Origin of the sequence: Micromonospora sp. NPDC048170, assembly GCF_040652795.1 — a bacterium.
Taxonomy (GTDB): Bacteria; Actinomycetota; Actinomycetes; order Mycobacteriales; family Micromonosporaceae; genus Micromonospora.
This window is the reverse complement of the sequence record NZ_JBEZMR010000023.1, coordinates 13551-34830: the sequence shown is the minus strand read 5'-3', so window position 1 is coordinate 34830 and position 21280 is coordinate 13551. Positions and strand designations below refer to the sequence as shown.

Genomic DNA, 21280 nt, shown 5'->3' with positions numbered 1-21280 from the left:
GGGTGGGTGGAGCTTCCCCGTCCTCCCGATCGGCGCTCATGCAATGCCGCTCGTTCTAGAGTCTCGGTCCAAAGGGATGCCGTGCAGTGACCGGCCGTATGTGGATTCCTTCGGCCCTCCACAGCTCAGCGTGCGGCGGTCTTGCGCCCTGGATGGTCCTCCAGGATCTGTCGAGCAAGGTGTACGGGCGCGGGTCGGGCTGTTCGCCCGTCCCAGGCCAGCGAGTGGCCACACAGGCGTGCGCTGAGCGCCGCGAGGTGTTGGCGTTCGAAGGTGCCGTGGTTGAGGAGGAGAAACTCGGTGCAGGTCATCGCGTGCCAGGGTGTGCGTAGCTCTCTTGCTTCCTTGAGGTCGAATCGGGTCTGGCGGTGGCCGGCTCTGACGCTGGATTGGAACGCCTTGTCGCTGCGCGATCGGTTGATCAGGTAGTAGGTGTCCTGGTGGGCACCGGGCAGGTGGTAGAGCAGCTCGGTGGCTGGGACTACACCGTCGTCTGAGTTGGCCCGGTTTCCGGTTGCCCTGACCGGCTGTGGCAGCTTGCCATCTGATGCCGTGTTGACCCTGACCAGTGAAATGCCGGCTGGGTTGATCATTCCAAGGTGGGGCAGCGTATCGAGTTGTCTATTCCCCAGGCTCTTGTTGGTGGTGCCGGACCACAGCGGGTACCGGTTGGAGCCGTCGACGTAGATGATCATTGGGATGTCGTCGTAGCGGGTGCGGAGCTGGTGCAGAGCCCGTTCTGCGTAGGCCCGCGCCAGGGCGGTGCGGGTGGCAGGGTTCGGGTCGTTGAACTGGCTCAGGTCGGCGGCGTGATGTGCCGCGATGGCTGTGGGCAGGTCGTTCCAGCCATGCGCATCGGGGTGGTAGCCGAGCATGTGCCAGGGTGTGTCGGTTCCGTCGCTGATGAGGGCGGAGAGGCTGATCATGCGGGTGGCTGGTTGGTTTTGTTCGCGGGTGTAGAGACCGACGATGACGCATGGCTGCGGCTGCAGGGGACGCGAGAAGACCCGGGTTGGTGTGGTGGCGGTGAGCCCTGCTGCCCGGAGGAGGTCTCGTACGGCGGCGTTCGCCGGGTGGTCGACGGCGTCGGGCTTGGGCGATGACGCTGGGTCGATGAACTGGCTGACGGTGCCGTGGGCGGCCAGGGCGCGGCGAAGCTGTGGCTTGGGGTCGTCGGCGGGTTTGGCTGCGGCGAGTTCTTTGTTGGTCTCGGCGAGTACGAGGTGCAAGGCGCCCGGGGTCTTGGTGGAGATGATCTGCTCGGCGAGGGCGCTCCGGGGATGGGCCGGGCCGGGAGTGATCAGCATGTCGGTTTTGGCGCTGTCGAGGGTAATGGTGAGTGCGCCGTCGAGGAAGGTGCTCTCCGCTGTTGTGAGGCTGTTGTCGGGGAGACCGAGTACTTCGGTGAGCGCTTGGGCGGACCGGTGGCGCTGAAGGTCGTCCTGGTAGACGACGCTGATGTGGATCGGCCGTGCTGCCGTGTTGACTGCCGAGGCGAGTTTGGCGTGGCGGTCGGGGTCGCCTGGGGCGTCGATGTTGCGTATGGGTGTGGTTTCCAGGACGAGCGACTCAGTGTTGAGTTTGGCAGTGGCGTACTCGAGTACGCAGTCGAGGAATCGGCGGCCGGGTCCGGAGCCGACGGGGTGCCTGTCGGGAGTGGTGGCGTGCCGGGCGCGGATGCGCGGGTGGGTTGCGAGGAGGTCATCTCTGGTGAAGCTGGCTGGTACGCCGCGGATACTGAATGAGTCGACGAGTTGGGGAAGGAGCCCGGTGATCACGTTTCGGTCGGTGGGGCGGTCGTAGCGGTGTTTGGCGGTGAGCAACATGCCGGTGTCGTCGGTGGCGATCCAGACGCTCTTGGCGTTGCCGGGAAAGCCGGTGGTGGCGCTGATGTGGGCGTCGAGGTTGAGCAGGATGCCGGGGTAACCGGGGACGGTGATGGGTTCGAGACTGAGGTAGTGGATGCCTTGTTCGGCCCGGGGGTGCGTGTCGGGAAGCGGGCGGTTGAAGGCAACCAGGTTGCCGTCGGTGTCGGGACGGAGGAGCAGGTCCGTACCGTCGGGGAGCTTGAGCGCGCCTCGGAGGAGTTCGATGGTGCGCCAGGTGGCGACGTCGAAGACCCAGTTCGGGATGTCGGCGTGTGTCGCCGTGTCCGCCTGGAGGTACTTGGCGATGTGAATCGTGCGTGGCTTGGTACGGCGTAGCAGGGGGGCGAGGAGGTCTTCGAATGGTGCGTTGTGCCGGGCCGCGAGGTCTCGTTCGAAGGCGGCGAAGAGCCGGCTGATGATGGCGGTGTCGATCTTCTTGCGCATCAGGAGCAGCGTGCCGGGGCCGTCGGGGTCCTTGCAGATGGCGGCGTAGTCGCTGGACACGTAGCGCAGGCCGAGGCTCAGGTCCCTGTACGGCAGGTTCTTCGGGTGGCGGGTGTATCGGCGGTTCAGGTCCTGCCAGGTGTCGTTGACCTCGCTGCTAAGGGTGTAGCCGTAGATCTTCTCCGCCATCGCTTCGGTGTAGGGAAAGGCCAGGGTGCGCATCAGGGGTTCCTGTCGTTGATGCCGGCGAACGTGAAGAACGCGTCGATGGTGGTGCCGTAGATGGAGCGGACCTGGTCTAGTTCGTTGTCGTGGAGCCATCGCTGGTGGAGGTTGCGGATGAGGGAGGCGAAGTCGCTGCCCGGTGCGGCGCCTCCTCGGTGGAAGGCGTTGTCGACCAGGTGAAGAGTCGTGTTGGTGCCGCCACGGCGGGCGCGCCCGGCGAGTTGGATTAGGTCAGCCAGGACGTCGGCGAAGATCGCGGTTCGCACGTCGGCGGGCAGGCGCCCGAAGGCGGGGTTGGACCTGTTGATGAGCTCCAGGTGTCTGGCGGCGATGCTGTGGCGTTCGTCGAGTTCCTTGCGCGGGTCCTCGCCCGGGTGCCGGTTACGGCGGGCGTGGGCGCCGGTGTGGGCAACCAGTGCGGATGGTTCGTCGATGAGCTTGATGGGCCGGACGCATACCCAGATGGAGTCGAGCGCGGACCGGTGGCCGACGACGATGTTGAGCCCGCGGGCAACCCGTGCGAAAGGTGAGATCAGCACGTCCCTGCCCGTGGCCGGAAAGGTCCGCAGCCGGCTGGCGGGGATGGCGAGTACGTCGTCGGGGATTTGCAGGCCGCGACGGTCACCGGCGGGGACGGCGACCGCGATGCGGGTGCGGTGGGCACCCCCGGCGATCAGGCCGCGGCAGAGGGCGAGCATCTGGTCGTAGGAGTTCGTGACGAGCAGGACCCGGGCACGGGCGCGGCGTTCGGCATCCCGGTGGTCGTGCAGGTCCCGCAGCCTCTGTTCGAGGATCTGGTCCCAGAGGCCGGATCCGATGGCTTCGAGTAGTTGGGCCTTGCGGTTGCGGGCTGCTCCGGAGATGACGAACCCGCGGTTGGTCGTGTGGTCGTTGACGGACGCGTTGCTGACGGTCAGCCTGCCAGTGCCGGTATCCGCGTTGTCGGGGTAGTAGCAGGCGACGTCGGCATGGACGTGGTTGGTGGGGGAACCGGGTAGGTAGGCGGTCGCGGAGAGCCCGACGATGACTCTGGGCGCGCCTGTGAGCGCGGGAGCCGTGGTGATTCCGAGGTCTGAGGTGTAGGCGTGCGGGTCGCTGGAGAGGATCTCTGCGGTGAACTGTCGGTCGGAGCGGCTCTCTGGGTCGCCGGTGATGGCGAATCCGAAGACAGCTCGGCCGATCGGTCCTTCGGGTGTTGCCTGCCAGGAGGGAGCTCGGTCCAGCGCGGCTTCGACGTCGTCGGCGAGCCGCATGCCGCTGTCGCGCATCAGTGGCAGTAGGGCTTCCAGCTCGGCGAGCCCTTGCTGGAGTTCGCCGAGGAACGCCCTGCGTAGGAGAAGGTGGGCGGTCTGGAGTTGCCACGCCGTAACGGAAGGGTCTGCTGGAGCGTCGTCCTTCCCGGTTTGACGGCCGCAGTCCGTTTCGTCCAGTTCGACGTCGGCGTCCGGTTCGCCCTCGGCGGCGGTGGGCGCGGTGATTGTTTGGATCGCGCTGACGATGCCTTGGCTTCTTTTGTGGATCAGGTCGGATTCCGGTTCGTCGGCGATGACGAGGCGCAGTTCCTTGCGTAGGTCTGTCCAGCCGGTGGGTAGCGCGTCAGGGTCGGGTTCGTTCTGGGTGAACAGGGATTTGAATCTGTCGAGTTGGTCGTCGCTGGGACGGTCTTCGAGTTCGTTGAGGCCGAAGAGGCGGCAGGCGAGGAGGTTGTCCCATCGGCGGGGCAGGTGGAGCCTGGCCTGTTTGGGGCCGAGTGGGTCCTGCGGGTCGATGAACCCGTTGACGACGGCGGCCAGGTAGCGCTCGGAGAGGAACTCGACCCTGTGGATGGCCCGCTGGAAGGCGAGTTCGAGTTCGCCCGGGACGTTGTCGGATTCGACCTGTTCCTTACGCTGGTCGTCGAGCTTTTCCAGGAGCAGCTTCTGCGTGTCACGACGGGCCAGGACGAGGGTACGGCCGGATTGTGCGACCGCATGGCCCTGGAAGGCGTCGACCTCGTCGACAAGGACGATGTCGGCACGCCGCAGCAGCAGCTCCTGCGCGCTCATCCGTCCGTGGAGCGTGCCGTTCGCGGTGACAGGGAACGGCACCGAGCCCTGCTGGAAGTAGGCGTGGTTGGTGACGATGATCTTGGCTGGGCCGGCGGCTTGCCGCCATGGCGCCCACTTCTCGCAGGCTCCGATCAGAGGGCATCGGTGGCGGCCTTCCACGCCGGGCTCGTGGAGATCTGTGCAGGGTTCCTGGCCGGGCTGCCATGCGGCGCCTTCTTCGTCGCTTAGCATGCAGGAGTAGCCGAGCTCCTGCCAGGTCCACCTGGCACCGGCCGGATCCTCCGGTGCGTCGTTGGTGCGCCGGACGGCCACCTCGATGAGCCGTCGGTGGGACATGAGTGCGACAACGGGGATGTCGAGGCTCAGCACCGCGAGGTCACTGCGGATGGCCGCGACAAGCTCCAGCGTGCTCTCGACATCAGGGGTGAGCAGGACAACGGTGCGACGGCCTCCTCTGTGGCTGGCGAGGTGGGTGGCGGCGACGCGCATCCAGACGCTCTTGCCGGAGCCAGTGGGAGCGATCATGAGCTGGAGGGGCCCTGCCGCGAGCTTCAGCCGTTTGACGGGTTGGCCCTGTGGCGTCCGCAGCTTCCGCGAGAATCCGTCCAGGACCTCCGCCAGGCTGAAGGTGTCGTCAGCTCGCTTCTTGTCTATCAGTTCGGCGGTGGCGCGCATGTCCGCGAGGTCCGCCACCACCTCGGCTGGTGCGGTGGCGTCCAGAATCGGGACAGGCGGGTAGGACATCGGTGCCCGCGGAATGAGGTAGGTGTTGCGCCGGAACTCGTCGCGGCTGGGGCCGGCAAGGAAGACCGACGAGCTGTAGCGCCTGTCAGCCAGCGCCTCTGGGGGGACGCGCAGCGGGGATGAGGCATCCTCCAGCTCCTTCAACGCGGCTGTGATCAGATCACCGACCGGCACACCGTCGATCACCTGCAAGAAGTCTCCAGCCTCAAGGTAGCGGGGCGACCGGTTGTTGCGCAGGTGCTCGTTGAGGCTGACGCGCAGGCCTCCTTCTGTGGCCAGGCGGCGAGGGCGCAGATGGATGAGGCGGTCGATCGCATGTCGTTGCGTGGCGGTGAGGCCGTCGCGCCAGAGGCTCCACATCCCGAGCTGGCCGGAGAGGAGGAACCGCGCGTCGCGGGGGTCCACCGCGGGCGCGCCTTCCCAGGTCTCGGCGGGGAAGAGCTGTTCGGCCAGGCCGAGCGCTAGACGCAGCGACGGTCCGATTAGGAAGCGGTTGGCGGTTCTGTTAAAACGCGAACGGTTGCTCATCCGGCTGCGGCCCTCTTCACCTCAGTGAGGAATCGGTGAGATGTTGTGGCGAACCGGCGCCGTGATCCGGTGGCAAGGCGCAGCCGTTCGTTGAGGATCGCCACATGGCCCGCCCGGTAGTCGGGGATGACGATCAACAGGTCAGATTCGCCGATGCTGCCCCGACGCAGCAGTTCGTTGGCCAGACGCGCGGGGTCGGTGTAGTCCTTGACATCGACCCGCCAGGGCCGCCGTCGTCCTGGTGCCGTCACTTCCAGGTCGTACCGGTCGACGTGCGGCCACAGTCTCGCGGTGACGCCCGGCATCATCTCGAGTTCGCGGTGCAGGCGGACCTCCTCACAACCGGGGATGGTCGAGTACCGCCAGGCCGGCAGGGCGAGGCACACCTGTCCCGTGACCCGAACCGCAGTGGTGACCTGTGGTCCGCCCAACTGCGCGGCACGCTCGACGTTCCACGCGCCGGCCACCGGTGCACGACCCTTGGCCGCCTTCACCGTGATCGAACCGCCGAGGGCCTTCGTGTGCGGCGGGTAGGCACAGGCAAGCCGACCGATTTGGTACCGCATCGGGTACCGGCACACAGGGCACCCGAACCAGTAGTGCTCCCCTTCATGCGCCACCCACGCCCACGCGGGGATCTCCTCGACCAGGCCCTCGCGGGGTAGCCCTGCGGCCTTGATCGCGTCGATCACCTCCGACATCTCCCCCGCCGCATGTTCAATGACGGTCCGTCGCGCCCGCCGGTACCCCTCCTCCGTGCCCGTCGCCAGCATCTGTCCGTAGAGCCAGCTCTGCACCTTCTCCGCGCTCAGGCGCGGCATCGACCAGCCGACGACATCGGAGGCCGTTATCGACGGTGCGAGGTTCTCCATCAGCAGGTCAGCGGCAGCAGCACTCAGCTGTCCATCCTTCACTAACAAGACCTCGTCGCACGCTTCCCTCAGTGCGGCCGGCAGAAGCCCGGACAGGGGACCGGTCAACAGGTCGGTGAAGGCCACCAGGGGCAGCAGAGGTTCACCATGCGTCAAGTGCGCCAGCGCGACCCGCCCGTGCAGTTCAGCCACCTGCTGCCAGCGCTCGCCGGGCGGTCCCGGCGACGTCCAGATACTGGCGGCCTGCGTCACCGTGGTCACGAGTGTGTCCCGGCCGAATCTGGTGAGATCCGCCGTCATGCGTCCCCTTCCTCCCCGGCCGCTCATCCTGGGCGACCCGCAACACCGCTACCGGACACCGTGTGCGGCTTGATCGACGCTCGTCGCGATCGCAGCGCATGGCAGATCACGCCACACCGAAGGCGGCGTGATCTGGGATAACGCACTCAGCGTCACCAAAGTGACGTCATCGCGCCCAAAACTAAAGCACAGATGCTAGCCTTCTGCACGCAGGTAAAGCATGAGGGGAAAATCGTGTCGAAGAAGATCCGGCCGGCAGCGTGGGCGGCGTCCCTGTTCGGCCGCGACGTGGCAGCCACGCTGATGGAGGCCATACCGTCGGCCATTCAGGCCGCCGTCGGACGGCAGATGGACGGCCACCAAGCGGTCCGCCTGACGTCGCGCCACGCCTTCGGCGGAGGCTGGCCGGCGCGGTACGAGGAACTGGTCAACCACCTCGGTGAGGTCCCCGACGCCCAGACGGTGCGCCCGCTCGGCAAGAGCTACCGCATCGTCGTCATCAACAACGTCGCCGTGCTGCCGGTGGAGTACGCGAAGGACCTCGCGACCGCCTACGACAGCCCTCGCGCTCTGAAGAAGATCAACAAGACGACCCTAGAGCTGGCGCGGCTCTTCGGCCCCAAACCCGATCATGAACAGCCGGCCTTCGAAGGTATGGAGTCCGAGTCGGACGACCACGCCACCGACCTCCTGCGAGGGCTGGAACCAGACGGTATCGTGATCATCTACTACGCCGCGCACGAGCGGCACGGGCTGCTCAACATCGGATGGGGCCAGATCAGCGTGAGCCAGACAGGCACAGCGAGCTGGGTATCCGCACAACCCCTCCTCGTCCCGTCCGCAGAACCGATCCCAGGACTTCGCCTGGTAACCCAGCCGTCGGCCTCGACCGCATCGCCGCGATTCGACCAGGCGGAGCTCGCCAGCCCGACACTGCGCGCCCGTACCGCCGCTGAGCAGGCCACCGTTAGCCCCGTAGCCGACCATAGCGACCACCAACAGCGAAGCGATGCCCAGAACTGACGAGCCTGATGACCTGTTCTCTGCCGGCGGCCTTCCCGTGGAGTCGCCCTCGGGGTCAGCCAGTGCTGTCGCCAGGCAGTTCGACTCGGCACGTCTGACACAAGCTCGCCAGCTCGCCGGGCTGACCAAGAAGGAGCTCTCCGACCGGGTCGGGGTCAGCGCTGCGGCTATCGGCCAGTACGAATCAGGGGCGCGGCCACGACCCGAGGTTTTGATCGCCCTCGCCGAACACCTCGGCTACCCCGTCGGCTTCTTCCAGGTCGGGCGCCCTTACGCCCGCCTGGACTCCTCGGCAGCGCACTTCCGCCATCTCCGTGAGACACGCTCATACCAGCGCGCCAAGGCCGTCTCCTTCACCGAGCAGGTCTGGGAACTCATCTACGCCCTCGAACGGCGCGTCTTCCTGCCCCACGTAGACCTTCCTGGGTTCGCCGGCGGCGAGATTCATCCCGGCGCAAGCCTTCCCACCGAGCCAGTCCAAGCCGCCCAGGCTCTTCGTCAGCACTGGAATCTCGGCACCGCGCCTATTCCGCACCTCGTGCGCACCCTTGAGGTCCACGGCATCGTTGTCGTCCATGCGCCAGCCGACGGCGACTTCCGTACAGTGGACGCCTTCTCGACCTCCCGGCTACCGCGGCCGTTCATTGTCATCAGTCGCGACCGATCGCGTGACGTCTACCGGCAGCGCTTCACCGCCGCGCACGAACTCGCCCACCTCGTGCTCCACGCCGACGCCCTTCCCGGTGACTCCAGACATGAACGGGACGCCGACGCCTTCGCCGCAGAATTCCTCACTCCGCGCGATAGCATTACCCCACTTCTACCCGCGAGAGTGAACTTTGCGGCGTTCGCTGAGCTCCAGCGCACATGGGGTACGTCGATCCAGAGCCTGATCTACCGCTGCCGAGAAGTAGGTCTTTACACCGACACCACTGCGACCCGCGCCTACCAACGCCTCAATCAGTCCAAGCCGGCCCTCGAACCCATCGATGGCTTCCCCGGCGAACAGCCGACAATCCTAAGAAAAGCCTTCGAACTGGCCTCTGACCACGGGCTAACCATCAACGCACTGGCGCAGGAACTCCACTGGCCACCGGAACGCATCCGACAGCTACTTGGTGCTGTCACTGACCGACCAATACTCAACCTCATAGCCGGCGGCAAGACGGCGGGGCCCATGCCACCAATGACCGATCGCATTCGCCATCTGAAGGCAGTCGATGCGGACACAACCTAGTGACCTCGACCGGACGACTTCCCGTGCAGGCCAGCATCGACTCGGGTAGTCCACCGTGTTCGCCGAACGATCTGAGCGAGGTGGTCATTGCCCGCTGACGCGGCTCAACGTGCCCACTAATCCGCCTGCAATAGCGCCTCTGTAGTCCCCGCCGGCCCTAACGAGGAACGAGCATCGGTCGGCCCAGCCCGGGCAAACTGTGAGTCACGTTTGACGCACGATCATTCCTGCGGTCGGGCCAGAGAGCCTGCGACGAATGCACCGCCGTAGGCGGCGAGGATACGCTCAACCAGCCGGACAAGCCGTCGCCGTCGACCTCATCAACCAGACCATGATGGACGGGCAGGCTGCTCGCGGCCTCCTTGCCCATTCCGGCTGTCTAACCACCGCCACTAGGCGGCAATTACACGACCTCACCCGCATCAACAGAAGGCTGCATCCTGGGCAGCAGGGACCTACGTCCGGGGATCTGTAAACTGCCCTAGACGGCGTCGAGGCCGTCATCTATGGATCAATCCCCATTCGCAATCGTCGCTTCCTCCTGCCCAGCCCCGGCCGAAACCGCGTCCACTCCGGACAGAGTACTCGGACTGGCCAGGGCTGCGGCACTCCCCTGCCCGTGGAATTTGCACCGCATTCCCTCAACGGATGATTGCGACGAAAGGGGGTCTCCTGCGGAGCGTCTCAACGTACTCGGGCCGACCCAACGGGCATGTTGTAACGGCAGGCCCCTCCTGTGCGCTGATCGGGCGAGGCCCGAAGCATCTCGGGAACGGGCGTTCGGACCAGCAACACCGTGCCCTTGACCGATGTCAGGTCGATCGGGCCTGGCCATAGCGGCAAACTTGAACTGGAGGCACAGTTGGCCATTGATCTGGCATTCGAGACGCAGGAGCGGGAGGTACTGGCAGGCGTTGCCGACGGCATCGTCGCGGCGGCAGCAGGACGGGCACTGCGCGTGGCGGTGGTGTGTTCCCCGGCATACCTGACCTTCGCAGGGCAACTAACCAGAGCCCTGCACGCCCGCGGCCGCGCCTGCCGTTGCATCACACCGACGCCAAACAGCTCACCGCCTGACCACCTCGCGACAGGCATGACGCCGGTCGACCCGGCCATAGCCGTGATCGTCGGTGGACCTACCTCCACGGATGACGCGGTGTACCGCGTCAGCGTGCGCCTCATCGAGAACCGCTTGGAAACCCCACCCTCCAGGTCCGGTGACCCGGCGGAGGGCAGCCGCAGAAAGAGCGCCTCAGCCACAGACATTTTGCTCGACTACGGCGACCCCAACGGGCCGGTCGTTCGGCACTTCATCACCGACGAGCAGTTCTTCGTCGCGACAGACCGCGCCGCCGATGACGCCACCAACGGGGACCAGACTGTAAACCCGTCGTCGAGCAGCAATTGAACAGCTCTGCTTGCTTCATTGACGGGTGCGGCACCGCAACAGGGGCAGCGGAGCTTGAAGGGGCCATTGCCTGCCAGAAGGCAGTGCGAGAAGGCCAAGCCGCTGCTTACGCCCTGCTTGTGCGGGATCGGGCTAGAGGCTTTCTCCAGCGCCCAGCAGGAGCTCGTTGAAACATTGGGTAGCCAAGCAGTTACCGTCCGAGGCGATTCACCGTAAAGCGTCTATGTAATGTGGATGGTCCGCTCATCGCCTATAGAAATGAAAGGCCAAGCGGCCTTCACGCCTGGGTGGCTCTCCGCCCCCTCCTCCCCCAACCCTCCGGAGGGCCGCCCGGGCTCTGACACCGATTTACGCGGAGGCAGCATGACGAGGTCCCGAGCGCAGCATCCACCAGCGAAGTGGCCTCTACTGAACTCCCGGGCGGTGTCCACCCGACCGCCAGGAACGAACCTGTCCCACCCGCCGCCCGTCACGACATGGCACACCGACCAGTGGCGGCCCTACGCGCTGCTCGAGGGAATCACCCTCCTCACCAGCGCCCTCGCACTGTTGGTCGTCGCCCTCAGCATGTAAGAGACCCCGCCCAGGCCGCAAACCAGCCCAGCCACTCAACCCTCCGATGCCGTACTGGGGCAACCACGATGAATGACGTACCCCGCCCGGTTCGCCAGGCACCACCGAAGACGCCGCAACAGCAGCAAACTGTGGCGTGCCGGCACTGTGGGCAACCCCTGTTCCAGGAGTCGCTGTGGGGATGGATGCACGAAGGTGACCGCTACCTGTGCCAGGACCCCACTACGGGTACGCCCCTCTGCCTACCCGCTACACCCGCCTGACCCTCCGACAGCCCGCCAGACCAACCCGTACCGCGACGGCAGGATCCTGGGGTTGCGGCTGCCTTGGGCGACGGAAAGGCATGATGCGCACCTGGTGATGCCCAAGCCGGTCCAACGGACCACACCCAGGTAAAACACGGAAATCTACGCAGTCCCGGATCTGGCCGGGCAGGTGCGGCGGGGCGGGACTGGGGCACTGCGGTTGGTAGCCGGTCGGGCAGGCCAGGCAAACTTGACGCCTATGTCGCCGTTCACTGCCAGCCTTCGGTTGCACGACCGGTACGTCCTGCGCGAGCGCATCGGCCTCGGCGGAATGTCCGAGGTGTGGCACGCCGACGACGACGTGCTCGTGCGCCCGGTCGCTGTGAAGGCGCTCGCCGGGGAGCTGGCGGCCGACCCGCAGCTGCGGGCCACCATCCAGCGCGAGGCCCGCGCCGCCGCGCGGCTCGCCCACCCGCACGTCACCCAGGTGTACGACTACGGCGAGGCGACTCTGGCGGGTGGCACGGTGATGCCGTACTTGGTGATGGAGCTGGTGCAGGGGCGCAACCTCGCCGACCGGCTCACCGCCGGGCCGCTCGCCTGGCCCGATGCGGTGCGGATGGCCCGTGAGGTCGCCGCCGCGCTCGCCGCCGCCCACCGCATCGGCGTCGTGCACCACGACATCAAGCCCGGCAACGTCATGCTCACCGAGACCGGCGCCAAGGTGCTCGACTTCGGCATCGCCGCGCTCGCCGGGCCGCACCACCCGCGCGCCGGGCAGACCGGAGAGCTGCTGATGGGCACACCCGCCTACTTCGCCCCGGAACGGATGCGGCCCGGGCCACCGAACCCGGCCAGCGACGTCTACGCCCTCGGGGCGCTGCTCTACCGCACCCTCACCGGTCGGGCCCCGCTGCCCGTGCAAACCTGGGAAGACGCGATCCAGGTGCACGCCCGGCACACCCCAGTACCACCGCTGCGGATCCCCGGACTGCCCGCCGACATCGCCGAGCTGACCCTGGCCTGCCTCGCCGCCGATCCGGCCCGCCGCCCCACCGCGGCGCAGCTGGCCAACCGGTTCAGCGCCGGCCAGCCGGCCAACCCGCCCACCGCCATCCTGCCCACCCTGCCGACCGGACGCGCGACCGCCCACGTGACGGCACCCGCTCACCCGCCGACTCTCATCGACCGCTCCCCGGTAGCACGGCCGGTGCGCCCCGCATCGCCGGGCCGTCCGCCGAATCAGTCGAAGCGGCTGGTTACGGTGCTCGTCGCGGCCGGCGGCGCCCTCGTCATCGGGCTGGCCGGGATGCTCGCCCTCGGCGACGAACCCGACAGTCGGCCCGTCGGAGGGCCGGTCGTCGTCACACCCGTCGAGCAGCCGGCGTCGGACGCGCCGGGCGCGTCGCCGGATTCGGATAGCGCCCGGCCAACGACCGGCAAGCTCACCCCCGTCAGTCTGCGGCAGTTGGCCGCGCAGCTGGCGGCGGTGATCGACAACGCGGAAAGCCGCAACGAGATCGACCCAGAGACGGCCGACGAGCTGCGCGGCAAGCTCGCCGGCCTCCACCGAGGCAAGCCCAAGGACCGGACCAAACGAATCCGCGAATTCAGCGAGCAAGTCGCCGAGGCGGCCGACCGGGGCCGGATCAGCGCCGACACCGTCACCCGCCTGCAGGACCTACTCGCTGGATACTCGCAGGAGCGCGGCAAGGAAGACGACGACTGACAACGCAGTCGCGGGCCGATGCGGCCGGTTGTCCGAGGCAGGCGAGGGCCGCTGTCCGGGGACAGGTACCGACACCTCGACGACTCCTAGCGATGACCTATCCGCGTCGTCGAGGGCCAGCCCGGTACGGGTGGAAGGTCCGTCAGTCGCTGGTGGAGGAAAGGGCGTCGAGTACGCCGGTGATACCCAGGACTCGACGGGCGGTCCTGCTGGGACTGGTGACGACGAGTTGTCTCCCGGCTGCCGTCGCGGTGTTCCGGGCGGTGATCAGTGCGCCGATGACCGTCGAGTCAAGGAACTGGACCGCTGCCATGTCGACGTCAACCCGATGCGCCGTGGTGATCGTGTGACTGAGCAGGTCCAGGAGATGACCCGCTCCGTTGACGTCGATTTCACCAGAGAGCAGGACGACCCTGCGGTCCGGCTCGACGCGAACCTGATGCCGCCAGCTTGGCTGGAGGTCCGTCACTCGCTGCCCTCCCCAGTGCTGCTAAAGCCGTCATTCCGTGGTGCAGACGATAACGCGCTGATGTCGGGGTCGGCCGATGGTTGCAAGCATACGGCGACTGTGGCGATCACCCCGTCGGGTCGGCGGGTGAGAATGAGCCCGTCCGTCAACTGGTGGGCCAGCCACAACCCGCGGCCACCGGCGACATCGACCGCCGGTAGCCGCACAGGCAGGTTGTCAGCCGCTGCACCGTGGTCGGTGATCTCGCAGATCAGGACGTCTTGCTCACGGCGTAGGTCAACGCGTCCGTGGCCGCCGCCGTGTCGGACGGCGTTGGTGACCAGTTCATGCACCGCGAGCACGAAGTCGAGACCGGGATCGCCCACCAGACCCGCAGCAAAGACCTTCGCCTGGAGAGCGTGTCGGAGCGCGGTGACCGTCTCGCCGCTGAAGTGCTGTGACATCAGCGGCGTGACACCGCCAAGGCGTGCCCGTGCCGACTCAAACCGGTCGGCCTGCCCCGGGTCGTCACTCATGGTGGCAGGCTACCTATCCCTGAAAGTTGCGCGCCCCTTGTTCCCCGACAAGCATCTGCAGGTCAAGGCATCTGCCCGGTTGTCTTCGCCCACCTGCGAGAACTTGTGTTGGTTGCTGCCTCGCATCACTCCGGTGGCCGCGACCCATTGCGCATTAGGTGACGTTGACCTCATCACCCCGAGCAGCCTCGTCGTCTCGACGCGAGCCACGCCTTCGCATGGCCGTCACCATCTGCGCTGGTGGCACATGCGCGCTGCCCTCCGGCACCGCCCGCATGATGAGGCTGACCCGCTCTGCTCTGCTGCTGGGCAGGGGCCGAAGGGCCACTACGAACATCCCCTTTGTCTCGGGACCAGTGCCTGCTCCGGGCTTTCGATCGGCTGCATGTAACGGCATCGGGACAGCCGTCGCCATGTAGTTAATGGGAACTTGCGAGCACGGCCTCCCAGCCCGGATGAACCCGGCCCTTCGGGATCCGCCGCTCGGCCGCCTGAGCAGGTTGCTGCGATCACCGATGGGAGTGTCATCTTCGTAACCCTCAAACCCCACCGCCCCAACGTTCCGTCTCGCAGTCGCGGCGACAACTCGTGCTGTTCCTGACCGGCCAGGCCAGGCCAGGCCAGGCCGTGCGAGTGTTGTCCGGCACCGCCGCCTAGCCGGGATTCGGCACCGATTGGCCGCCATCGCCTCTGAAGAGGGGCTACACAAGCCAGAGCCAGACCGCACACACGACGGGCGGGGACAAGGCGCTACCGCAACGACACCACCTTGGTCGACTTTGAGGGTCCAACCGAATGACCACGCACAACACAGACGTTTATCACCCCCAGACAACGCGCCCAGTCGCTCTGGCCCAAGCGCTGGCAGCCGGTGTGCCCGTCAGTGACGGCAACGTTGAACGGGAACCGAAATCTCGGCTCACCCCGTCCACGTGCCAGTCCCTTCGCCTGCCGTCTGCTCGATCTCGGCTGAGCCCAAGGACCGTTTCTCGCCAGCGTCCTCGGGTACCGCAGCATCAGATGAACAAGCAACGGCGCGCGGGAGGTGACCAACGTGCTGCTGCGGCTGTCGCTAGATCTGCCTCGTGACGCGGCGACCGTCGCGATGGCCCGCCGTGCACTCGACGGCGCCTTGGCCGGTGTCGGAGTCGAGAACGACTGCCGGACCGACATCCAACTGGCGCTCACCGAAGCGTGCGGCAACGTCGTCGCCCACGCCGTGGCCGCAGTCGACTACACCGTTGACGTCACCGTCAACGACGACCAATGCACAATCGAGGTCTCCGACCGAGGTGAAGGCTTCGTACTTTCGCGGTCACAGATGCCCGACCCATCGGCCACCTCCGGACGGGGCCTGCACATCGTCGCCGCGCTCGTTGACCACCTCGACGTCGTCTCCATCGCCGGGACGGGCACGCGGCTGCGCTTCACCAAGCGGCTGACCTGGACCGCATCCAGCCGGCCCGCGCGCCCGAAAGATCCGCATTGATGCCAGCATGTGTGACATCGGCCGCCCTCCCTGAGCAGCAGCTTCCGGCCCGGCCGCCGATCCACCGCTGCCTCAGCTGCCTGAACCGGCAGAGTGTGGACTGGCGGCTCTGACCCAACTCTCAGCGCCAGTGCAGGCCGACATCCAGGCTAGGGGCGCGCCCCGTGCTGGATGGCAAGTGCCGTAGCGCGGACGTATAGGGTGCGCTCTCCTTCCCTAGAGAAGTTGACGTTGGAGACGGTGCATCAGCAGATGAAGTGCTGTGCGGCAAGGGGTTGCTGAAAGCACTCACCGCGATGCTCGCCGCCGTACGCGAACCCGCTCCCGAGCAACGTAAGGCGTCGCGGGGGACGCACAACTTGAACCAGTTCGGTCGGCAGGGCGTGGATCCGTACGACGACGTCGACGGTGAGGCCGCAAGCTCTGCGTCAAGCCCTCTACAGCCGGACCGGCGCCCACTGTCACCGCGCCTGGTGCTAAGCGAGCCTTCCCGGCATCAGCACCAGGCTCCACGGCCGTAACGATTCGCTGCCTGTCAACGCCGATATGACGGAGGCGCGGGCGACGCGACAGGAGCAGGCGCTCCCCTACCTCGGGGGGTGGTCTCGCTCCTGCCGCGACCAGACGCGGCGCACCAGGCAGTCATGACCACATCGGGCGTCACGGCGGTAAAGCATGGAGCCCACCAACGACCTGAACGGGGACTAAGTTGATTAATATGCGGGTTGCCGCCCTCGTCGCGTGCTCTGCACTGTTCCTCGCCGGATGCGGTGAGGCCGACAAAGTCGAGCAGGGTTCCTCGACGGGTGGGACTAGCACGCCGGCAGCAGGGGCCGACGAGAAGCCAGCTGGCTCGCTCTTGAAGACCGGCTTCGGCCAGAGGGACGCTTATGTGTCGCTCATTGCCATCGTGCAGAACACCTCCGACAAGGTGGGGCAGACCGTGACGGTCCAGTTCAATGTCAAGGACGCCAACGGCGAGCTGCTCGCGAGCGAGTCGCAGGTCGAATTCTTCTCTCGCGTCGGACAGGAGTTTCCGGTTCAGACGCAAGTGGAGGCACCCAAGGGCAAGAAGGCCGCCAAGGTCGAGGCAACCCTACTCATCGAGGACAAGGGCAACTTTCCCTCCGAGCCTTTCCCCGAAATCAAGACTGGCCCCGTCACCGTGGCGAAATCGGAGTACGGCAACGAATTCACGGCCAAGGTCGAAGTAACCAACCCGAAGACGGAGCCGCTCAAGAGCCCAAGGGTGGACATCGTCTGCTACGACGCCAGCAAGAAAATCAACGGTGGTGGCTTCATTTTCCCCGAGCTGATCCCGCCCTCGGGCGAGGCTGTTGCCGAGGTAGACCTGCTCACGACCGGCAAGCCGACTTCCTGCGTCGCGTATGCGTCGCCGAGCGCCCTCGAGACCTGACGACACGAGCAACGCCGGCCTCGACTTCGATGGTCGGGCAAGGCTTGGCGGATCGCCGGGCCTGCTCGGGGGCTCGGGCCCTGCCCGGCTCGGGCGTTCTGCTGATCGCCCCTCGACCGCGTGTGGCGAGAAGGTCGTCTCCAACGGCAGGGTCGAGGCTTCCGGCGGCGAGTGCCGTACAAGTTTCATGTAACAGCCCCGAGAGTTCGGTCGCCTGTCGTTTGTAGAGGGCAGAAGTCGTTCAGCGCGACCAGCGGCTGCAGGTGGAGACCGCCCGTCGCGAGCTGCTACGTCAACAGCTCGCGCGTGATGGGTTCGTTGAAGCCTCTCACCACCGGTCTTGAAGGACTGGGGCACAGGTCGCCGGCGAGGAGAATCGGATGGAATCGCAACACGTCAAGGCACTTATCATGTGTAAGCGTGCTGGGACACTCTTGAAGTATTGCCTTGCCACATCAGCGGAGGTACCGGTCGGGTTGCGCTGCCAGCCGAGCGATCCTGTGAAGATCGACACCGCGTTACCAGCTCTGTGTCGGTCGTGCCGTCTCCTCGCGGTGAATCCGCAGCAGCTGCAGGCGCAGGTAATGCGGCAGGTTTCAGAGGGCTGGGCTGAACACGAGCGGGTCGGGGCGGTGGTGGTCGGTTGCTGAAGGCATCGTCGGGTCCCCTCGGCACTCGCCCGCAGGCCGGTAAGCAACTCCCCGAGCAGTTCCACTGACGGCGGACAAAAGAACGATATCGGGCGCCTTCGACAGGCTGACCCTTCGCGCCGGCTACCGAGCAGCACCCGGAGCGCACCCCACGGTAGGTCCGGGTCATCGGGGGACGCGCTGATCCCGGTCTCCTCGGCCTTGCGCCTACGCGCGGCCGTCACCGACGACCACCAGCTCAACGAACTCGTTTCCCGCGGCAGAGGGAGCGTCATGCCGGCGGCGAAGACGGGCAGGACTGTGCCGCCGTAGAGGGCGTTGCCGTCGACTATGATGATCGTCAACAGCTACGGCAAGACTTGGCGCGCCGGGACCTCAACCGAATCCTGACTTCCGCCGGGTGGTGCCGAGCCAGCAGCGGTGCGGACTCGTTCACCCCGTAGCACGCGCACCGCGCGGGCGAGCAGCTCCTGCAGCAGCAGTCCCCGGTGAACGTCGAGGGGTGTGGCGTTCCCGTGCGTACCGCAGCGGCATATTCGGTCCGCAGGACCGGCCAGCACTCGACTGATGGTCAAGGTGTTGGCCGCGCAGCCCTAGGCCTGCGATATCACTCGCTGGTCTGTCGGGAGAGGTTCATCGATTCGGTGGCATCGCGACCCCCGACCGGGCAGCGCGCCCGCTTCTGTCAAGATCGATCGGCGCGCCGGATACATCCCTTTGTGGCAGGTTGGAGCCCGCACGGCAGTCGCGGATCGCTCGGTCCATGAAGGATAGGCATCCCGCTCTCGCTATTCTGCGGCATCTCCAACCCCGGCTTCTATCGGTTGTCCTTCTGTCGGCTTCCTATCGTGCAGAGGTGGCGCTGTGCGGGCGTTCTGGATTTCCTGAAGAGCATCAGCAATCCTCATAAGCAGCGGGTACACCACGAGCAGCGCCATGGTCGCGACGATGGTCACGCTGACGAAAATCTCGCTAACCGCCCCCAGCGCGTGCCCCTGAAGTCGGTATACAGCAAGGGCCTCCGCAGGCACGCAAGCGAACATGACCATCGTCCAGAGGCCTGAAGCGGCACCCGCGATGAAACCACTCCGACCAGTCTTCCACCCGTCGAACCGCTGCCCGGAACTCCTCAGCAAATAAGCCAGCATATAGCCCCGGCCCATATCCACCGAGGTTCGATATTCTAGGACGGCGGCTAGCGCAAGTACAGGGATCGTCTGGACAGCGGTGGCAGCGAACGCCTCGGACATAGCCATGCATGGATTATGACGGTCACGCGCAAGGCGCCGCATCGCTGCGCAAGAAACGCGCCGGGGCCAAAAGGCCGGCAAGGACATCTCCGACCGAGGCCGAATTCCTCAGGAGATTGTCGACGAGTACCACGCGAAGGCGGGTCACTGACCAACCGGGCACGGTAGCGGCCCCACACCCACTGCGAATGACCGGTCCGCCGGCCAACAGCAGGCAATCTGTCGAACGTCGGTGCTTCGGCGGGTTCATGTCGGCAGTGTTGACCTGCAAGCGGGGGACCGTGAGCGAAGCTGACCTGGACCTCTCATGCTTGTGAGTAGTTCCGGGCTGACGTGGGTGTGATCGTCTGTTTGACTGGGGTCTATGCGGGCGGGGCAGGCGCGGATGGCGATCGACTGTGGTAGCGCGAGCACGACCGCTGTGCTGGCTTGGCCGGACGGCTACTGGACGCCGTTACTGTTCGGTGGTGAGCCCGAGTTGCCCAGCGCGGTCCTTCTGCCGCCGGAGGGGGACACGCTGACAGGCCATCAGGCCTGGCAGGCCGCCGTCAGTGCCCCGGACAGGTTCATCCCGGCGCCACGACAGTCTCCGGAGCAGCACCTGAGCATTGCGGGACAGCAGGTCGAGGTCGTCGACCTGGTCGCCGCGACGCTGCGCCGTGTCGCGGCGCACGCGCAAGGCACGGTGGGGTCTCCGCTGCAGGACGTGCGGCTGGTGGTGCCCGCCGGCTGGGGACCGCGCCGACGCACCTGGCTGCGCCACGCCGCGCACCGGGCGGGCCTTCCCCAGCCGCGTCTTGTCGAGGCGCCAGTGGCGGTTGCCGGGCATCTTCTCGCCACCGGGGTTCAACCACCGGTCGGGGCGTTCATCGTCGTTTGTGATGTCGGGGCCGGTGCGGAGGTCAGTGTTGTGCGGCGTGGTCCCGCCGGGTTCGAGGTCCTGGCGACCCTGTCGGACCCGGCCGCCGGCGGTACGGCGATCGACGACGCCCTCGCCGCCACGCTGACGGCCGCGAGCCCACCTCAGGGAGATGGCCAGCGGTGGGCTCTCGCGGCCAGTGTGCGCGCGGCGAAGCAGGCCCTGGCCGACCGCGCCGCGGTGACGGTGCCTCTGCCGGACGCGTCGGCCGTGGTGCTCACCGCTGGCCTGCTGGAACAGGCCGCCCAGCCCGTCCTGCAGCGGGTCGCCAAACTGACGACGGAGGCGATAGCCGCAGCGGAGGTCAGCGTGCAGGACCTTGCCGGTGTCTACTGCGTTGGTGGTGTCGCTCGGCTGCCGCTGCTGCAGAAAGCCCTCACTGCGGCTCTACCGCTGACGCCGATCGTGGTAGCGGAGCCCGCATCGGCGGCCGTGCGCGGCGCTGCGGACGTCGGTGCCGTTGACGCCGCAGCGGCGGCGGTGCCGGCTGAGGGGGAGCCGGTGCCGCCGGTGCGGCGGGCAGCGGGGATCGCGGTGCCGGGGTTCGCGTCGCTGGGCCTGATCTCCCAGTTCCTTCTCACCGCCGAGTGGCACGGCGCGCTCATGTATCGGCAGGCCTGGCTCAACTGGGGTGAACTGGCGATAGCCGCTGTCTTCGCCATGATCGCCAGCCTCGGCGCCGGCACCGTCCTCGCGTCCGCGCTCGCCGCTCGCCCCACCACGCCGGTGAGCCCCGGGTCCCAGATCGGCACCGGGATCCTGGCGTCGGCGTCCCTGGCCGTCGCGGTCGCCGGCATGTACGCCGTGGTCGGCAGCCTCTACATCGGTCAGCCCGTCAACGGTTTCCTCCGCTGGGCGCTGCTGCCGGTCGCGCCGGTCGCCGCCGCCGCCGCGGTGATGGCCCTGGTCGCCGCCCGACAGTGGCGCATCCCGCAGGGTGGCTGGTCGCGTCTGTTGGCGTTCCCCACCGGATCGGTGGTCACCGCCGGGCTCGGGATGCTGCTCATCCAGTACTCCGTCACCGCGGACCGGTGGCCGAACATGGTGCTGTGGATCGACATCGCAGGCCGCGTCGGCGGGCTGCTCCTCGGCGTCGGGACGGTTATGGCCGTGGTCTCCCAACCGGTCCTGCGGCTGATCCTGGGCGCGCCCCTGGCGGTCATCGCCGCCGCGCTGGTCAGCTGGCCGGCCACGGGAATGCTCGGGGCGATCTACGCGGTCGCCGTGGCCGTGTGGTGGCTGCGCCAGCTGTGGACCCGCCTCCTACGCCCCCACACCCCAGTCAGGCTAGCCGGATGAGCCGACCCGTCGCGTCCCATGAGCTCAT

14 protein-coding genes and 1 pseudogene are annotated in these 21280 nt (G+C 66.9%); 9 read left to right on the top strand and 6 right to left on the bottom strand.

Annotation, left to right across the window (positions count from 1 at the left end):
- Window positions 1–125: 125 nt before the first annotated feature.
- The 3 genes from AB0D32_RS23925 to AB0D32_RS23915 are packed head-to-tail and all read right to left on the bottom strand — an operon-like array spanning window position 126 to window position 7029.
- Entirely contained in the window at window positions 126–2534 is a 2409-nt protein-coding gene (locus AB0D32_RS23925; protein ID WP_357094262.1) for an RNaseH domain-containing protein, read from the bottom strand.
- Window positions 2534–5857: a hypothetical protein gene (locus AB0D32_RS23920; protein ID WP_357094259.1), complete on the bottom strand. Its 3324-nt coding sequence runs from the start codon at window positions 5855–5857 to the stop codon at window positions 2534–2536. The genes AB0D32_RS23925 and AB0D32_RS23920 overlap by 1 nt, the downstream gene beginning before the upstream one ends.
- On the bottom strand, window positions 5854–7029 hold the full coding sequence (locus AB0D32_RS23915) for a hypothetical protein (RefSeq protein ID WP_357094256.1): 1176 nt from the start codon (window positions 7027–7029) through the stop codon (window positions 5854–5856). Before AB0D32_RS23915 ends, AB0D32_RS23920 begins: the two co-directional genes overlap by 4 nt.
- A gap of 234 nt (window positions 7030–7263) precedes the next feature.
- Between AB0D32_RS23915 and AB0D32_RS23910 the strand changes: the two genes are divergently transcribed.
- From AB0D32_RS23910 to AB0D32_RS23890, 5 genes are all read left to right on the top strand, one after another.
- Entirely contained in the window at window positions 7264–8052 is a 789-nt protein-coding gene (locus AB0D32_RS23910) for a hypothetical protein (RefSeq protein ID WP_357094252.1), read from the top strand.
- Complete coding sequence (locus AB0D32_RS23905) at window positions 8039–9289, top strand: XRE family transcriptional regulator (protein WP_357094249.1); 1251 nt, start codon at window positions 8039–8041, stop codon at window positions 9287–9289. Before AB0D32_RS23910 ends, AB0D32_RS23905 begins: the two co-directional genes overlap by 14 nt.
- 802 nt (window positions 9290–10091) lie before the next feature.
- Window positions 10092–10697 (top strand): hypothetical protein, encoded by a 606-nt coding sequence (locus AB0D32_RS23900; RefSeq protein ID WP_357094246.1) that lies wholly within the window; start codon window positions 10092–10094, stop codon window positions 10695–10697.
- Window positions 10698–11060: 363 nt separating this feature from the next.
- On the top strand, window positions 11061–11270 hold the full coding sequence (locus tag AB0D32_RS23895; RefSeq protein ID WP_357094242.1) for a hypothetical protein: 210 nt from the start codon (window positions 11061–11063) through the stop codon (window positions 11268–11270).
- A 504-nt stretch (window positions 11271–11774) separates the two neighbouring features.
- Window positions 11775–13244 carry a protein kinase gene (locus AB0D32_RS23890; RefSeq protein WP_357094239.1) on the top strand — a complete coding sequence of 490 codons (1470 nt, stop codon included), beginning with the start codon at window positions 11775–11777 and terminating at the stop codon, window positions 13242–13244.
- Window positions 13245–13386: 142 nt separating this feature from the next.
- Here the strand turns inward: AB0D32_RS23890 and AB0D32_RS23885 are convergent, their stop codons facing one another.
- Both AB0D32_RS23885 and AB0D32_RS23880 read right to left on the bottom strand, forming a co-directional pair.
- On the bottom strand, window positions 13387–13713 hold the full coding sequence (locus tag AB0D32_RS23885) for an STAS domain-containing protein (protein WP_357094236.1): 327 nt from the start codon (window positions 13711–13713) through the stop codon (window positions 13387–13389).
- The gene (locus tag AB0D32_RS23880) at window positions 13710–14228 is read right to left on the bottom strand and encodes an ATP-binding protein (protein WP_357094233.1); all 519 of its coding nucleotides are present in this window, start codon (window positions 14226–14228) and stop codon (window positions 13710–13712) included. The genes AB0D32_RS23885 and AB0D32_RS23880 overlap by 4 nt, the downstream gene beginning before the upstream one ends.
- Before the next feature lie 1045 nt (window positions 14229–15273).
- Between AB0D32_RS23880 and AB0D32_RS23875 the strand changes: the two genes are divergently transcribed.
- Both AB0D32_RS23875 and AB0D32_RS23870 read left to right on the top strand, forming a co-directional pair.
- Window positions 15274–15717 (top strand): ATP-binding protein, encoded by a 444-nt coding sequence (locus AB0D32_RS23875; protein WP_357094230.1) that lies wholly within the window; start codon window positions 15274–15276, stop codon window positions 15715–15717.
- A 718-nt stretch (window positions 15718–16435) separates the two neighbouring features.
- Window positions 16436–17134, top strand: coding sequence for a hypothetical protein (locus tag AB0D32_RS23870; RefSeq protein ID WP_357094226.1), 699 nt, complete (start codon window positions 16436–16438; stop codon window positions 17132–17134).
- A gap of 1438 nt (window positions 17135–18572) precedes the next feature.
- Here the strand turns inward: AB0D32_RS23870 and AB0D32_RS23865 are convergent.
- On the bottom strand, window positions 18573–19040 hold the full coding sequence (locus AB0D32_RS23865) for a hypothetical protein (RefSeq protein WP_357094223.1): 468 nt from the start codon (window positions 19038–19040) through the stop codon (window positions 18573–18575).
- A 61-nt stretch (window positions 19041–19101) separates the two neighbouring features.
- On the opposite strand from AB0D32_RS23865, the pseudogene AB0D32_RS23860 reads away from it, so the two are divergent.
- Together AB0D32_RS23860 and AB0D32_RS23855 are read left to right on the top strand one after the other, a co-directional pair.
- A pseudogene (locus AB0D32_RS23860) lies at window positions 19102–19185 on the top strand (Lsr2 family protein); the annotation flags it as partial.
- A 213-nt stretch (window positions 19186–19398) separates the two neighbouring features.
- Entirely contained in the window at window positions 19399–21252 is a 1854-nt protein-coding gene (locus AB0D32_RS23855) for an Hsp70 family protein (RefSeq protein ID WP_357094220.1), read from the top strand.
- Window positions 21253–21280 lie beyond the last annotated feature (28 nt).

What these genes read in the sequence shown, in the direction of transcription:
- AB0D32_RS23925 (WP_357094262.1), bottom strand. Translation starts at nt 2,534, where the DNA reads ATGCGCACCCTGGCCTTTCCCTACACCGAAGCGATGGCGGAGAAGATC.
- AB0D32_RS23920 (WP_357094259.1), bottom strand. Translation starts at nt 5,857, where the DNA reads ATGAGCAACCGTTCGCGTTTTAACAGAACCGCCAACCGCTTCCTAATC.
- AB0D32_RS23915 (WP_357094256.1), bottom strand. Translation starts at nt 7,029, where the DNA reads ATGACGGCGGATCTCACCAGATTCGGCCGGGACACACTCGTGACCACG.
- AB0D32_RS23905 (WP_357094249.1), top strand. Translation starts at nt 8,039, where the DNA reads ATGCCCAGAACTGACGAGCCTGATGACCTGTTCTCTGCCGGCGGCCTT.
- AB0D32_RS23895 (WP_357094242.1), top strand. Translation starts at nt 11,061, where the DNA reads ATGACGAGGTCCCGAGCGCAGCATCCACCAGCGAAGTGGCCTCTACTG.
- AB0D32_RS23890 (WP_357094239.1), top strand. Translation starts at nt 11,775, where the DNA reads ATGTCGCCGTTCACTGCCAGCCTTCGGTTGCACGACCGGTACGTCCTG.
- AB0D32_RS23880 (WP_357094233.1), bottom strand. Translation starts at nt 14,228, where the DNA reads ATGAGTGACGACCCGGGGCAGGCCGACCGGTTTGAGTCGGCACGGGCA.
- AB0D32_RS23870 (WP_357094226.1), top strand. Translation starts at nt 16,436, where the DNA reads ATGCGGGTTGCCGCCCTCGTCGCGTGCTCTGCACTGTTCCTCGCCGGA.
- AB0D32_RS23865 (WP_357094223.1), bottom strand. Translation starts at nt 19,040, where the DNA reads ATGGCTATGTCCGAGGCGTTCGCTGCCACCGCTGTCCAGACGATCCCT.
- AB0D32_RS23855 (WP_357094220.1), top strand. Translation starts at nt 19,399, where the DNA reads ATGCGGGCGGGGCAGGCGCGGATGGCGATCGACTGTGGTAGCGCGAGC.